This window comes from Bacteroidales bacterium, from assembly GCA_012517825.1.
Lineage (GTDB): Bacteria > Bacteroidota > Bacteroidia > Bacteroidales > JAAYUG01 > JAAYUG01.
Genome location: JAAYUG010000084.1, coordinates 1 through 15,661, shown reverse-complemented (window position 1 = coordinate 15,661; position 15,661 = coordinate 1). Strand labels below are relative to the sequence as shown.

At 44.4% G+C, this 15,661-nt stretch carries 13 protein-coding genes and 1 tRNA gene; 3 read left to right on the top strand and 11 right to left on the bottom strand.

Annotated elements, in window-relative coordinates; genetic code table 11:
- Positions 1-7 precede the first annotated feature (7 nt).
- The 6 genes from GX419_05405 to GX419_05380 form a co-directional block, all read right to left on the bottom strand.
- Complete coding sequence (locus GX419_05405; GenBank protein ID NLI24121.1) at positions 8-946, bottom strand: hypothetical protein; 939 nt, start codon at positions 944-946, stop codon at positions 8-10.
- 7 nt (positions 947-953) lie between these two features.
- Entirely contained in the window at positions 954-2,411 is a 1,458-nt protein-coding gene (locus tag GX419_05400) for a carbon starvation protein A (GenBank protein NLI24120.1), read from the bottom strand.
- Positions 2,412-2,591: 180 nt separating this feature from the next.
- Positions 2,592-2,662 (bottom strand) — tRNA-Gln (locus tag GX419_05395).
- A gap of 56 nt (positions 2,663-2,718) precedes the next feature.
- Positions 2,719-4,302, bottom strand: coding sequence for a PspC domain-containing protein (locus GX419_05390; protein ID NLI24119.1), 1,584 nt, complete (start codon positions 4,300-4,302; stop codon positions 2,719-2,721).
- 16 nt (positions 4,303-4,318) lie between these two features.
- Entirely contained in the window at positions 4,319-4,669 is a 351-nt protein-coding gene (locus GX419_05385; protein NLI24118.1) for a PadR family transcriptional regulator, read from the bottom strand.
- 12 nt (positions 4,670-4,681) lie between these two features.
- Positions 4,682-5,275: a PspC domain-containing protein gene (locus tag GX419_05380; GenBank protein ID NLI24117.1), complete on the bottom strand. Its 594-nt coding sequence runs from the start codon at positions 5,273-5,275 to the stop codon at positions 4,682-4,684.
- 237 nt (positions 5,276-5,512) lie between these two features.
- On the opposite strand from GX419_05380, the gene GX419_05375 reads away from it, so the two are divergent.
- The 3 genes from GX419_05375 to GX419_05365 all read left to right on the top strand — a co-directional run bounded on the left by GX419_05375 (position 5,513) and on the right by GX419_05365 (position 10,469).
- Positions 5,513-6,286: a DUF2797 domain-containing protein gene (locus GX419_05375; protein NLI24116.1), complete on the top strand. Its 774-nt coding sequence runs from the start codon at positions 5,513-5,515 to the stop codon at positions 6,284-6,286.
- Between the two features lie 70 nt (positions 6,287-6,356).
- Positions 6,357-7,910, top strand: a complete 1,554-nt coding sequence (locus GX419_05370; GenBank protein ID NLI24115.1) for a glycine--tRNA ligase — start codon at positions 6,357-6,359, stop codon at positions 7,908-7,910.
- 36 nt (positions 7,911-7,946) lie between these two features.
- On the top strand, positions 7,947-10,469 hold the full coding sequence (locus GX419_05365) for a YfhO family protein (protein ID NLI24114.1): 2,523 nt from the start codon (positions 7,947-7,949) through the stop codon (positions 10,467-10,469).
- Here GX419_05365 and wecB (GX419_05360) read toward each other — a convergent pair.
- Genes wecB (GX419_05360) through wecB (GX419_05340) form a run of 5 tightly spaced genes read right to left on the bottom strand, consistent with a single transcriptional unit; the run spans position 10,453 to position 15,467 of the window.
- Positions 10,453-11,595, bottom strand: coding sequence for a UDP-N-acetylglucosamine 2-epimerase (non-hydrolyzing) (gene wecB / locus GX419_05360; protein ID NLI24113.1), 1,143 nt, complete (start codon positions 11,593-11,595; stop codon positions 10,453-10,455). The genes GX419_05365 and wecB (GX419_05360) overlap by 17 nt on opposite strands.
- 21 nt (positions 11,596-11,616) lie before the next feature.
- A complete protein-coding gene (locus GX419_05355) occupies positions 11,617-12,366 on the bottom strand; it encodes a glycosyltransferase (GenBank protein NLI24112.1) in 750 nt (249 codons plus the stop codon).
- Positions 12,363-13,634, bottom strand: a complete 1,272-nt coding sequence (locus GX419_05350) for a glycosyltransferase (GenBank protein ID NLI24111.1) — start codon at positions 13,632-13,634, stop codon at positions 12,363-12,365. The genes GX419_05355 and GX419_05350 overlap by 4 nt, the downstream gene beginning before the upstream one ends.
- 15 nt (positions 13,635-13,649) lie before the next feature.
- Positions 13,650-14,363 carry an FkbM family methyltransferase gene (locus GX419_05345; protein NLI24110.1) on the bottom strand — a complete coding sequence of 238 codons (714 nt, stop codon included), beginning with the start codon at positions 14,361-14,363 and terminating at the stop codon, positions 13,650-13,652.
- 3 nt (positions 14,364-14,366) lie between these two features.
- Positions 14,367-15,467 carry a UDP-N-acetylglucosamine 2-epimerase (non-hydrolyzing) gene (gene wecB / locus GX419_05340; protein NLI24109.1) on the bottom strand — a complete coding sequence of 367 codons (1,101 nt, stop codon included), beginning with the start codon at positions 15,465-15,467 and terminating at the stop codon, positions 14,367-14,369.
- Positions 15,468-15,661: the final 194 nt, after the last annotated feature.

Sequence of the window (15,661 nt, the reverse complement as noted above, 5' to 3'; positions counted from 1 at the left end):
GGCAATGCTACAAATCGTTTTCAGTAACTTTGCTGCCTATGGTAAAGAAATCCTTTCTTCCGAGATATTCAGCCAGATAAACAGCCAGAAAATTGAAGGGAATGATTTCCAGGACAGGCTTAAATAAACCTCCTGGTAAAGGCTTTGTAAAGTAAGGATACCCGCCCGACTTCCCTACCAGTCCTGCTATTTTCTCTGCTCGTCTGGCATCGGTTTCCGATTCGGGTGCAATGAATAGTACGACCGATCCTTCCGCTGTCTCTTTATATCCATGATCATACCAGGCCAGTGGCATCCCTGTAAATACCATCCTGGTTGATTCGCTGCAGATGAGGGACGCCTGTAAAGCAGTAGCAGTTGAGCAGCCGGCTCCCAGAATAAAAATCCCCCTTAAAACCCCCTTCGTCTGTTTTTCATGAACAAAGGCAGCCATCTCACGCCCCGTTCTTTCGGCTTCCGCCATATATTCCCTCAGAAAAGCCACCAGCGGCTGAATATCCGATTGAAAACCCCTGAGCAAAACCAACAATGTATTAACATAGGTTTTGGAAGAGGAGAATTCTTCTCTTCCGGCATGCATGAGCAGTTTTACTGAACAATTGGCGTTCATGGCGAGAGGGCTTTCCCCTTCATTGGTCACTGCAATATATTCCCGGAATAATTTGCTGCACCAGAGTACTTCGGAACTCTTTCCCGACTGCGAAATGAGAACACCATGAGGAAAGCTTTTCCCCTGATTGACATGGTAAAACTCGGAAGCCGGATAAGCATTGACCGGATATCCGGCAAGCTGCATAGCCAGCGGAGCGTAATACGATGATCCGATTCCAATATAGGGAACATGGGGAGGCAAAGAAAATACCTGTTCGGTTGTCAGAACTTTCTCAGCATATTCAGGAATTTCCTTTATTTCTGAAATCATGCCGTGAACCCCATCCTTCTCCATGCCTGATTCAGTTTATTTTCCTGGAAGCAGACCGTACAAGAGCAAAAGTTCCTCCAAAGGCATAATGCAGGAAAAGGGAACCTATTCCCAGCGAAATAATGATTCCTGCAATGGTTGAAGGGAACAAGGGCAAACGGAAACCTTCAGGGGCCACCATAATGTATGTAGTGGTGACCACCGTCATAAACAGGGCCGGTAAAAAAGTGATCCAGAAAAATTTCTTTTCCGAAATGAGATATGCCGTAATAGCCCATAAAACAATGGTCGCCAGGGTCTGGTTGCTCCATGCCATGTACCGCCAGATGATCGCAAAATCAACCTGACTGAGGAAGAACCCTACGGCAAATAAGGGAACACTGATGTATAATCTATTTCGGATCTTCTTCTGGTTGCTTCCCAGAAAATCAGCAACTATAAGACGCGCACTCCGGAAGGCAGTATCTCCTGATGTAATAGGTGCCGCAACAACGCCCAGCAGGGCAAGAATCGCCCCTACCTTGCCGAGTAAGGTATTGGCTATTTCGTTCACTGCCCATGCCGCATTCCCCTGATGGGCATTCATTACTTCATTCAGCGGCTCAACCCCTCCAAAAAATGCCATTCCGGCAGCAGCCCATATCAGGGCCACAATCCCTTCAGCTACCATAGCCCCGTAAAAAACTCTTCTTCCCAGTTTTTCATTCGTAAGGCAACGCGCCATAAGAGGAGCCTGCGTGGAATGAAAGCCTGAGATAGCCCCGCATGCTATGGTGATAAACATCAGAGGAAAAACCGGAAACCGGCCAGGATCAGAATGCAGATTAAGGAAGGTGTTGGCTGTAAGTTCGGGAATATGATACCCTTCCGCCAAAAGCCCCACGCTGATGCTAACCGCCATAAAAAGCAATGCTATCCCAAAAAAAGGGTAAATCTTCCCTATGATTTTATCTATAGGAAGCATAGTTGCCATAATATAGTAGATCAAAACAACGATCACCCAGAACGATACAGGCAATATACCTTTCGTCATATTTCCAAGAATTCCTGCCGGACCGGTAATGAAAACCGCTCCGACAATCACCATGAGCAGCACAGTAAACAACCGCATGAACTGTTTAATGCCGTTCCCCAGGTATTTGCCGACAATTTCAGGTATGCTGAGTCCACCCTGGCGTACCGATATCATACCCGAAAAATAATCGTGTACAGCTCCTGCAAAAATGCAGCCAAATACAATCCATAGAAAAGCAACCGGACCCCACATCGCACCGGCCACTGCACCAAAAATAGGGCCCAAACCTGCAATATTGAGAAATTCAATCAGAAACGCTTTCTTCCATGACAATGGCACATAATCAACACCATCCTGACGGGTGTAAGCCGGAGTCTGTATCTTCGGATCAGCTCCGAAAATTTTTTCAACGATCTTCCCGTAAACAAGATATCCAACAATTAGAAGCAGCAGCGAAATTCCGAAAGTAACCATGATAATTACTTTTTTTATTGAATTAAGAATACATCAAAGAGCTAACTTAAAGTTTTGTAACACGAAAGGAACATGCCATTTATCAGTTGACGCGCAGTATCAACCGGCTAAAATATAAAATTTATAGGGGATGTTGAAAACTTCGTTTTTCAACATCCCCTATAGTGCATTTATTTTTTGTTGTCCGACCAGGATTCGAACCTGGACAGGCAGAACCAAAATCTGCAGTGCTACCGTTACACCATCGGACAAATTCATATCATTGTTCCGACTACCGGAGCGCAAAAGTAATAAAATCAACCGGAATCTAAAAACCGGTTCCCTGTTCAGGATTACAAAGTCCGCTTTTTACCATTTCCCAGGTCTTTCCGACAATTTCTTTGCGGCAGAGATTCTCACAATGCTCATATTCGTCAAGCATAGTAACTGCCGTTTCGGGGATGTAGACCTTTTTCCCCTCGGGAATATAGAGCTTTATGTTTACCCGCGCTCCTTTCCATTGAGCACCGGAAGGCAGATTAAATGAGGATCCCAGTATAATCCTGTTATCGTTTACTGACCATGCATACTCCATTTTGCGGACCGTTTCTCCTGCCTCCCTTTCAGTTCTTCCCTGCACTTCCTTCGTCACAACCAGATAGGCTTTGCCATCCTCCGATTTGACTATGTCGAGAAAAGGCCTTCCAATGAATCTTTTTTCATCACGTTTATAGTATAATCCAAACTGATCTTTTTCCATGTAAATTGCATTTCGTTTTATTTCTCCCATCCCTGATGTATCAACTTCAAGAATGTAGGTATTCCCATGGAGAGTATCCAGCATAAAGCGATCTTCATGCGTTCCGGTACGCTGATATTCCTGAGCTTCTGTCAGCCCGATCATCAGCAATAAGCAGATACTGAATACCCATGCTATGACAGCTGATATACCAATTGCCCTGTTTTCGGTTTTAAACCGGAAAACCAGTTTAATGCCCCAGTACAGCATAGCCATTACCGGTATGCCGATGAACAAACCAACCCCGATAGCCAGAATAACCGGATCAGTCGATGGAAAAAATATCGCTGTAAGGTCAGATAGCCTGAAACTCATATCATCAAACACGCCGGTATATAATGGTTTCTGAACAAAAAAGGTCCATAGGACAGCAATGAGAAGCATTGAACCAAGCAGAATGAACAAACCTCCGGCCAGAACGGCAAGAAATTGCAACACCTTACCAAGAAAAACAATTACTGCCCGCACAATTTCTTCAAGAAACATAACCACCCTTCTTCCCCATGAGGGCACATCCATCTTTTTCACATTTTCCCGTATTGCTTCCCATTCTTCCCTCAAAGCACTTTCAATATTGTCAACGGTAACAGGTTTCCCTGCCATTTCCAGTTTTTGTGCCATGGTTCGGGCCGGAGGTACAACCAACCAGAAAATCAGATAAATAATTGCCGTTGACCCATATGCAATCAGGAAAGCAACAAACAAAATCCTGAACAATAAGGGATCAACATTAAAATAAGCACCCAGCCCGGCACAGACGCCTCCTAAAACGCCATGTTCCGGATCCCGGTATAACCTTCGGATTGCCTTTGCACGGCTTTCTGGTCCCTCACTCCCCGAAGACTCTCCTTCTTCTCCTTCAATATCTTCCGGAGCACCCAGAATTTCAGTAACCTGCCGCACATCCTCCAGATTGGCAGATTCCCTCCCTTTGAGTTGCTTGTTTAAAAGTTCTGCAATGCGCAGTTCAATATCTTCCATTATCTCCTTTCCTGTAGCACCGTTTCCAAACCGGCGGCTCAGGCTGTCGAGATATTCCTTCATTCGGGCATAGGCATCTTCATCAAGATGAAACACTGTCCCGCCTATATTCACTTTGATGGTCTTTTTCATGGTATTATGATTTTTCTTATGATACAGGATTCATTTTTTCACGAAGTGTATTGACAGTAAGAACCAGATCCCTCCACGACTGGTCGAGGTCTTTCAGAAATTCTCTCCCTTTTTCTGTCAGAGAATAATACTTCCTCGGAGGACCCTGGGGAGATTCCTCCCACCGGTAACTGAGCAGACCAGCATTCTTCTGCCGTGTAAGCAACGGATACAACGTTCCTTCAACAACAATGATACGCGATTCTTTCAGTATCTCAATCAGATCGGATGCATATGCATCCCGTTGAGACAGCACAAGCAGAATACAGTACTCAAGTACTCCCTTCCGCATCTGTGCCTGAATATTATCCAGATTTATCTTTTCCATCTTGTTTTGTATTTATAACTTCATATTCTTTTTAACCTGCCCGAATTCTTCTTTCACAAATTTCCCGATGTTTTCAAACGTAACAGGCTCCCCCCGCATTTCCAGCTTTTCTGCCGTTGTCCTTGCCGGCGGCAGTACAATCCACAATAACAGATAAATCAAAAAACCTATCCCGAAACCAAAAAAGGCAATCAGAAAAGCAATCCGCAATAAAACAGGATCGATATGCCAGTATGCACCCATACCGGCACATACTCCTCCCAATATCCGGTGATCCGGATCACGGTACATCCTTCTGTAATACCGGCTATGGCTTTCTTTCCAGGTATATTCCGAACTGCCGCCCCTGCCTCCAAATTCCTCCGGATCACCAAGTATTCCGATGATTTCCACAATATCTTCCATTACAACTACTTCCCTGGTGCCCATTCTCTTTCGCAATAAATCCGCTATCCTGCTCTCAATATCTCCCACTATCTCCTGTCGCTCCTCGCTGTCCCTGAAATGTGCCTCAACCGCATCCAGATAACCTGCCAGACGCTGGTACGCATCTTCATCGATGGTAAATACCATGCCACCGATATTTACATGGTTCGTTTTTTTCATTTTGTAATACTTTTTAATGCATACTTAAATTCATTGCAAAGATATATATTTTTTTTATTACTATGTTATGCATAGTATTATTTTTTCAAAAAAATCTTTTTTCATTCCACTTTATGCTACTTTTATTACCAAATCGTCTTGCTTCAAAACGTATAACCGGTTGCTCGTACGACAAATTCTTTTAAACCTTGTGAGCTGGCACTTTGGCTTATGCAACTGACCGTTCAGCTATATAAAATGAGGGTAATCCATGAAGCCCCTGTCAGATATTTTCTGCGGAGTCAACCGGAAGATATTCCTTTGAACACCTGGATAGGCTTGCCTCTGGAAATTGATTTCAAAGGAGAAATCCACTGCATACATTGCGGAAGGTTAATAAAAAAAACCTATGGACAAGGATATTGTTATCCCTGTTTTCTGTCTGTTCCTGAAACCAGCGAATGTGTTTTACGCCCTGAGTTGTGTCAGGCGCATCTTGGCATTTCGCGCGACATGGAATGGTCGAAAGAGCATTGCCTGCAGGATCACTTTGTATATCTTGCCCTTACCAGTGCAGTGAAAATTGGGGTAACCCGCTCATCACAGATCCCCGAACGATGGATTGATCAGGGCGCATGGAAAGCAATCCGGTTTGCCCGGACTCCAAACCGCCATACAGCCGGACTTATAGAAGTTGCCCTGAAAAATCACCTGCCCGATAAAACCAACTGGAGGCACATGCTCACTGACAAAAAGGATGACAATCTTAACCTCCTCGAAATTAAAGCTACTGCCTCTAAATGGATCCCCGGGGATCTTTCCCACTTTTTTACCAATGATGACACAATTACGACGATAGAATACCCGGTTTCTTCCTATCCATCGTCAGTGCATCAGCTGAACCTCCTCAATACCCCCTCCTTTAAGGGAATTCTTGCCGGCATCAGAGGGCAATATCTCATTTTTCAGGATGGCACGGTATTTAACGTCAGGGCGCATCAGGGATATGTTGTCAATCTGACGGTCGGATGAAATATTTTGCTGAACATGATTCTTTTCCTATTTTTGGCCATTTAATGGTAACAATCTGTATTAACAACTTATGAATCAGGAAGAACTGTTTAAAAAGCTGATCGCTCACTGCAAGGAGTATGGATTTATTTTTCCTTCCAGCGAAATCTATGATGGGCTGAGCGCGGTATATGACTATGGCCAGTACGGGGTCGAACTGAAGAACAATATCCGGCGTTACTGGTGGGATGCTATGACACGTCTGCATGAAAATATTGTGGGCATAGATGCTGCTATCTTTATGCATCCTACCGTTTGGAAAGCTTCTGGCCACGTGGATGCTTTCAATGACCCCCTGATTGACAACAAGGATTCCAGGAAACGCTACAGGGCTGATAACCTCATTGAAGAACATCTCCAGAAAATTGAAGAAAAAATCGAAAAAGAAATTGAAAAAGCAGCCAAACGTTTTGGCGCCTCCTTCGATGAACAGCTCTTCCGTTCAACAAACCCCAAAATTCTTGAGCTGAATGCCAAAATGGAAGCTGTAAAGGCACGGTATGTAAAGGCTCTTGAGAAGGATGACCTGGCGGAACTAAGGCAAATCATCCTTGATGAAGGAATCGTCTGTCCGGTTTCCGGTACCCGGAACTGGACCGAAGTGAGGAAATTTAATCTGATGTTCGAAACAAAAATTGGCTCGGTAGCTGAAGAGGCAAGTACCATTTATCTTCGTCCCGAAACAGCGCAGGGAATTTTTGTCAATTTCCTCAACGTACAGAAAACGGGCAGAATGAAGGTGCCTTTTGGCATTGCTCAAACAGGAAAAGCGTTCCGCAATGAAATTGTAGCCCGTCAGTTCATCTTCCGGATGCGCGAATTCGAACAGATGGAAATGCAATTCTTTGTAAAACCCGGGGAAGAATTAACCTGGTATAATTTCTGGAAGGAACAGCGCATGAAATGGCATAAGGCCCTCGGTATGGGCGATGAAAAATACCGTTTCCATGATCATGATAAGCTGGCCCACTATGCCAATGCTGCCTGTGATATCGAATTTCATTTCCCGTTCGGATTCAAGGAAGTGGAAGGAATCCACAGCCGTACGGATTTTGACCTCGGAAACCATCAGAAATACAGCGGAAAGAAGCTTCAGTACTTCGACCCTGATTTGAACCAGAGCTATGTGCCTTATGTTATCGAAACATCCATTGGACTCGACCGTATGTTTCTTTCGGTTATTTCAAATGCCTATACGGAAGAAAAAATCGTCAAGGAAGATGGTACGGAAGACGAACGGGTCGTTCTAAGGATACCTCCTGTGATTGCTCCGGTTCAGATTGCCGTCCTGCCCCTGGTAAAAAAAGACGGACTGCCCGAAAAGGCCAGAGAAATCATCAGCCGGCTTCGTTTCGAATACAATTGCCAGTACGATGAAAAAGACAGTATCGGACGACGTTACCGCCGTCAGGATGCTATCGGAACACCCTACTGCATCACCATCGATCACCAGACACTCGCGGATAATACCGTAACAATCAGATACCGCGATTCCATGGAACAGGAAAGAATACCGGTTGACAAGCTGGAAAATATTATCTCCGAAAAACTCAGCATGAAAAATCTTTTGAAAAAATTGCTGTAAGTTCGAACTTTGAATTAGAAAGAAATCTGCATTCCCATGAAAAAAGCTGCCGAAATTCTGAAACCTTTCCGGGAACATATTATCATTCTGCTGGCATTTGCCGCCATCAGTTTTCTGTATTTCTCCCCGATTTTTGAAGGGAAACAATTGCGGCAGATGGACTATGAGCATGCTCTGGGAATGTCAAAGGAACTGGTCGATTTCGAAAAAACCCACCCGGGAGAATACAGCCTCTGGACCAACAGCATGTTTGGAGGAATGCCTTCCTATCAGATCAAAACGGGCCCTACCAATAATATTTACCTGTTTCTCCAGCGTTTATTCCGGTTCAAATTACCCTATACCACTGTAGCCATTCTCTTTATACTCTTAACCGGATTTTATCTGTTGCTGGTTTCGCTGAAAATGAACCGATGGATCTGCATTGCCGGAGCAATAGGATTTGCTTTTGCTTCCTATAATATCATTATTATTGCCGCCGGCCATATTTCCAAAGCATACGCCATTGGTTACTTCCTGCTTGTTTTTGCCGGCATTTTTATGATCTTCCGGGGCAAACATCTTCCCGGCGCCATCATTACGGCCGTCGCACTGGGAATCCAGATATCGTGCAATCATCCACAGATCACCTATTATCTTTTCCTTACCACTCTTATTTATCTTATTTTCGAATTCGTCTATGCCATCCGGGGAAAACTGATGAAAGAATTCTTCCGGGCTTTGATTTTTCTGGGAATAGCTGCTATTCTTGCCGTTCTTCCCAACATAACCGGTTTGTGGATTACGTACGAATATGGTAAAGATACCATCAGGGGACCTTCCGAACTGGTGAAAAACCAACCCGGCACCTCAGGCCTTGATAAAGACTATGCCCTTGCCTGGAGTTACGGAAAATCTGAAACTTTCACCCTGCTTGTTCCCAATTTTAAAGGTGGCGGTGCAGAAGGATTCGGAGCCAACAGCGAAACAGCAAAAGTGCTCCGGGATGCTGGCGTGAAGGATGCCGCGCAGATCGCTGCTTCCCTTCCTTCTTACTGGGGAGAACAGCCTTTCACTTCCGGACCTGTCTATTTCGGAGCGGTTATCTGTTTCCTCTTTGTTCTCGGACTTTTTATTGTTCCTGCAAAATACAAATGGTGGCTGGTTGCTGCTTCCGTTCTTTCCATCTTCCTTTCATGGGGAAAGAACTTCGAATGGTTCACCGATATCTTCTTTTACTACTTCCCCATGTACAACAAATTCCGCACCGTCTCCATGATCCTTGTCATCGCCAATTTCACCTTTGTACTGATGGCGGCGCTCACTCTCAGGGAACTCATCCGGGAAAATATCAACCGCAAAAAAATGCTCCAGTCGCTTCAATACGCATTTTACATTACAGGTGGACTTCTTCTTGTATTTATTGTATTCCCAGGACTTTTCTTTGATTTTCAATCTGCATCCGATCAGAACCTTTTTGACCGGCTTTCAGCTGCCGGCTGGCCGCAGGATATTATCAACCGCCTGGCATCCGCTATGGCAGATGACAGGGCGTCCATGCTCCGCAAAGATGCCTTCCGCTCCCTGGTCTTTGTTGCCCTGTCTGCAGGTTCCATATGGGCCTTCCTGGCCGACGTCATCAAGGTAAAATATTTCCTTCCGGGAATGATCATTCTCATTCTCATTGATCTCTGGGCTGTTGATAAACGATACCTGAACAACAGCATGTTCACCAGGCAGAATGTGGCGAAAAATGTTTTCAGGCCAACCAAAGCCGATGAATACATTCTATCCGATAAGGACCCTGATTTCAGAGTACTGAACCTGACGCGAAGTGTATTTAATGATGGATATACTCCTTATTTCCATAAATCTGTAGGCGGATATCACGGAGCTAAACTTCGTCGCTACCAGGATGTTATTGACAGCTGTCTCAGCCGCGAAATTTCTTTCCTTCAGAACGGTCTTTCGAAAATTTCTTCCTTTGAACAGATCAATGCATTGCTCGAAAGCCTGCCCATGCTCAATATGCTCAACACAAAATATATTATCTACCATCCCGATTCTCCGCCTCTTGAAAACACCAAACGGCTCGGAAACGCATGGTTTGCCAATACATATACTCTGGTCAGCGGGGCCAATGAAGAACTGGCTGCCAGTTGCAATCAGAATTCGCCTCAGGTACCTGCCATTAACCGTCAATTTTCTGATCAGTTAAAACTGCTGGAAAAGTCTGATTCCCTTGCTAGTCTTTCAGATTCGATTGTTCTTTTGCATTATCAGCCAAATCAAATTCGTTATAAGGCCTATACAAAAAGCAACAGACTGGCTGTATTTTCTGAAATTTATTACAACAAAGGCTGGGACGCCTATATGGATGGCAAAAAAACAAACTATCTGAGAGCTAACTACATCCTGCGGGCAATGGTAATACCGGCAGGAGAACATGAAATTGAATTCCGGTTTGAACCCAGATCATTCTACTCCGGCCGACGCATAGCTTTAGCCGGTTCGGTCCTTATTGTCCTGCTTACCATTGGTGCAGGTTTTTATCAGATACGGTTCAAAAGGAATCAATAATTTTCCGGCAGATAACCTCAGCGGAATCGCCTTTGCCAAAAAAGGCAGGAAATTCCTGAGGAGGGTTCTTCAGAAATTTCAGCGTCAGCTCCACAATTTTCCGTCTGTCGGCATCGGCCAGGGCTGCAGTGCCGGAAGCAACAATTTCCACCCATTCGGTTTCACTGCGCAAAATCACGCAGGGCTTCCTGTGAAAAAACGCCTCTTTCTGTACCCCACCCGAATCAGTAAGAATAATCCGGGAATATTTCTCAAATAACGACATTTCGAGAAAAGAAAGGGGTTCAGCAATTGTGATCCATTTGCTATTTCTCAGGTTTTTCAGCAACCCTTCATTGAGAGTGCTATTGAGAATCCTGGATGTACGGGGGTGAAGCGGAATGAGGCACTTCAATTGCGCCGCCTCGCTAAACTCAAGTATTCCTTCAAAAATGCCGGAAAGTCGCTCCGGATCATCCGTATTATTGTCCCTGTGAATGGTCACCAGTGCATATTCTCCTTTCCTGAGACCAAATGCATCCAGCTTGCTTTGATATTGTTCGGCCAGTGATCCAAAATACAGGGTATTATCAAACATAACGTCACCCGACAAAAAAATACCAGGACGGTCTATAGTGTATGGTTTTCTGCTATCCGGGTCAAACCCTTCACGGAGTAGATTATCAACAGCGGTTTTTGTAGGCGCAAAAAGAAGGGTGGAAACCTGGTCACACACCACCCGGTTGATTTCCTCCGGCATTTTTTTATTGAAGGAACGCAATCCGGCCTCAATGTGTACAACAGGAATGTGGATTTTGGCAGCTGCCAGTGATGCCGCAAGAGTTGAATTTGTGTCTCCATATACCACCACAGCATCAGGTTTTCTCTCCAGCAATAAGTCTTCCATCCGGGTCATGATGTTGGCCGTTTGTTTTGCATGGCTGAGCGAACCTACTTCCAGATTCACATCTTCTTTCGGAATGCCCAGCTCCTCAAAAAAAACCCTCGACATATTATGATCGTAATGCTGACCCGTGTGAACAATAACCTCATTGATTTGATCCCGGAAATGATTTGCAATGGCCCTGTGAATGGCAGCCGCTTTGATAATCTGGGGCCTTGCCCCTATAACATTGATCAGTTGTATCATCAGGATTTATTTTTTTGTCTAAAATCTCCTGTTTTTTGCCACATAGGTAATGAATCGCCATCCGATAACAAAATGCCTGAGCAGGGTGGAAAACAATCCAAAATGGTTCACCATTACTTCAAAACGCTCCTTGAGTGCTTTAACAATCTGTTTTTTGTTAATGCCTCCCTCAAGAAAGCGGCAAACGTAAAATCCTGTATAGTAGGTATTTTTTGATTTTTTCAATACCCTGAGAAGCCATTCATAATCGCCCGCAACTTTATATTTCAGGTTATATGGTTCTGCCAGGGCTCTTTTTACAATCAGAGACTGATGGCAAACCACCATTCCGTCGCGCAGGCTTTCCCAGGTAAGGTTCTCCGGAGCTTTTAATCTCCGTGGACCAATTTCCCTGCCCTCCTCATCCACAATCATGGTATCTCCATAAATGACCTCTGCTTCGGGCGGAGCATGTGTGAAAATTTTTTCCAGTGTCTGTGAATCAAAAATTCTGTCACCGGCATTCAGAAACCATACATATTCCCCCTGTGCCAGAGCAAGCCCCTTGTTCATGGCATCATACAGCCCCTGATCCGCTTCACTAATCCATTTCCCTATATGCATCTGATTTTGCCGTATCAGATCAACGGTACCATCAGTGGAAGCACCGTCGATTATGATGTACTCATAGCTTTTGAATGTCTGGCAGATAATACTCTGCAGTGTCAGTGGAAGGACTGCTTCGCCGTTAAACACTACCGTTATAATGGAACATTTGGGAACATTCATTGCTTCATAATTTGGCGGTACAACTCGTCGTATTTTTTAACCACGACCCTTTCACTAAAATTTTCAACGACCTTTTTCCGGCATTTCTCCCTCATAATGCCGTACTTTTTATCTGATAATACTGAGGCAATACCCTGTGCAAATTCCCTCACATTTCCTTTCTGTACAAGATAACCGGTATCTGCGTGATCGAGCATATCAGTTACTCCGCCTGAACGAAAGGCAACAACAGGGGTGCCGCACGACAACGCTTCCATCACCGTATTGGGCAAATTATCTTCCAGCGATGTCAAAAGAAAAACATTGGCTGCATTATACAGAGCCACCAGCTTTTCTGCGTCAGAAATATAGTGAAAATAATGAACAGGAAAAGGAAAATGATATTGCTGCCTGGATTTGCCAAAAACTGCCAGATAAATTTTGTCTGACAGATCAGGAAAATCCGTTTTCAGATATTCTATTGCCTGCAAAAGCATGGAAAAACCTTTTCGTTCCTCAGCAACATTTGCAGCACCAAAAAGCAGGCAAAATCCTTCCTCGGGCAAACCGGCTTTTTCCCTGGCTTCGCGCATGGGAAAAGGTGCAAAAACATCGGTATCCAATGCATTCGGTATAACAACACATGGTATCTTTCTACCAAGATAAGATGAGCGGGCTTTTTGGGCCATCCAGGTGCTCGGGGCAACAAAAACGATTTTCCGGTTTTGGTAGATGGCTTCCTTTTTCAGGCACTGTTTGCGTGAGATGTCATTTTCGCCGGAAGTGCGCAACAAGGGGCAATTACCGCACCCCTTGCCAAGCTGGCTGCAATCGCCTGCATAATGACATCCTCCGGTAAAGGGCCACATGTCATGCAGGGTCCATACAACCGGTTTCCCTCTTCGAAGCAGGAATTCCAGGCCCCGCAAACTCAAAAATCCCTGACAAATCCAATGCAGATGATAGAGATTAGCTCCTTCCAGCAGAGAATACCGAGCAGGATTAATACCGGTATTTCCCATGGAATACTGGAAACGGATTCCTGCATCCCTTTCATGAAACAGAAGCTGAAATTTCTCAACGGCTAGGCGCACCAGACCCATTTTATCCCAGATGTACCCATTCCCTGCCATTGCAACTCCTTCTTCTGAATTTCCTTTTTCATTCTGCTGGGCAAAAAAATTGTAATCAAGTTTTCCCAGCTTCTTTTGTGCCAAAAACAAGCGATAAGCAGCAATAGCTGCCCCTCCTGTTACAAACGATTTATTGATGTGAACAATTCCTGGCATGGCAGTGGGTTCCAATTATACCCTGATAAAGGAATATTCCTCACCGTTCGGTGAAATATAAAAAATTTTGTATCCCAATTCATTCAGTGTTTTGATGGCAGTCCTCGTATCACTTAACTGAATTTCCGGAAAACGATGATGAAATTCAATTAATATCTGCTGAGGACGGAAATCCAATGCCTGTAAATTTTGTATAACCTTATATTCCGCACCTTCTATGTCCATTTTCAGAATATCAGCCTTCTTTATCCCGGTCATTTCAAGTATCCAGCCCAGGGTATGAACCTCTGCCTCAAAAAACCTGTTACTGCTTGCTCCGGAACAAACACTGGCAGAAACATGGTTTTCATCAGCTGGAAGATAAAATCTTTCTGTCCCGTCGTGATCCGATATCCCGAAGGAATAAAAGGTTATATTTTGGGGTAATTCCTGCCTGCTGATCCATTCAACGGAGGCAGGAGTCGGATCAAACAGCAGAATGCGGCAACCATACTTCCTGACAATTGCAGTTTCCCATGAAATATCCTTACCGACGCCGAAAGAAAGGACCAGAGACTCTGCGTTGAGACCATCAGGACAGACTGTCCAAGAAGAAAATGTGTTTCCTGATCGGAACCGTTTTTTTCGTATCTGAAGGGGATAATAAACTTCCTTTTTTTGCAGAACCTTCCGCCAATATCCCAACTTCATCAGAAAAAGAGAAACGGGTTTAGTTCCCTTCCATACCATATTTTACCCTTTGATAAACATATCACAAATAGCTCTTACAGCCCTTTCAGATGTTTTTCCGTCCCACAGCGGAGGTACTGAACCTTTTTTCCAGTTGCCTTCAATTGCCTTACGGGCATAGGAAAGCAAAAGACCCATATCATGGCCGGCCAGCTCATTTGTTCCCAGTTCAACTGTAACCGGACGCTCGGTATTTTCCCTTAAAGTAATGCAGGGGATATCCAGCACAGTGGTTTCCTCCTGAATACCCCCTGAATCAGTAATCACCAGCTTCGATTCTTTCATCAGTTTCTGAAAATCAAGATATCCTAAAGCCTCTTCCAGAATCAACCCTTTCTTACGGGAATATTTATCCAGAATTCCAAATGATACCAGGTTTTTCAATGTGCGCGGATGTACAGGAAAAATAACCGGAAGCCAGTCTGAAATAACCAATAACGCATCCATGACGCTTCGCAATCTGACGGGATCATCAACGTTGGAAGGCCGGTGCAATGTTACCAGGGCATAGTTCTTCGGTTCAAGCTTATGTTTTTGAAGTATCGTGCGCTTATCTGCCAGGGGAAGAAAATGAAAAAGAGTATCAATCATAATATTCCCCACCCGCCGGATTTTGTGTTCCGGTATTCCCTCATGCAACAGATTCCTGTCGGCATCTTCCGAAGGAGTGAGCAACAGGTCAGCCAGGGCATCGGTCACAATTCTGTTTATTTCTTCCGGCATACTGCGGTCAAAACTCCTTAAACCTGCTTCCATATGAACCACTTTGATTCCCATCTTCGAAGCAACCAGAGTGCAGGCCATAGTAGAATTTACATCCCCGACAACCAGAACGGCATCCGGTTTCTCTTCCAGACAAACATCCTCAAACTTCGTCATAATTCTGGCAACCTGTTTGGCATGGGAATCAGAACCTACCCCCAGATATATGTCAGGCTCCGGTATCAGCAGTTCCCGGAAAAAACTTTCCGACATGGTCTGGTCATAATGCTGACCGGTATGCAGAAGCAACGGCTGAAGCAACTTTTCTTCTTTCATTTCTTTCAGAAGAGGCGCTATTTTCATAAAATTTGGCCTGGCCCCCACAACATTGATGATCTTCATGCTTGTTCTGTTTGTTGTTTAATTAGTATCTTTTCTGATACTGTTTGCCTTTTAAAACCCAATATAATTATCTGTTTACTTTATTTTTTTGTGCTTCTGATAGCATTTACCTTTCTGAATGCTTCAACAAAGCGGTCTGAAACGGTATCAATATTAACCTTTTCCCGAATAATTTTTCTTGACTCTTCCCCCAT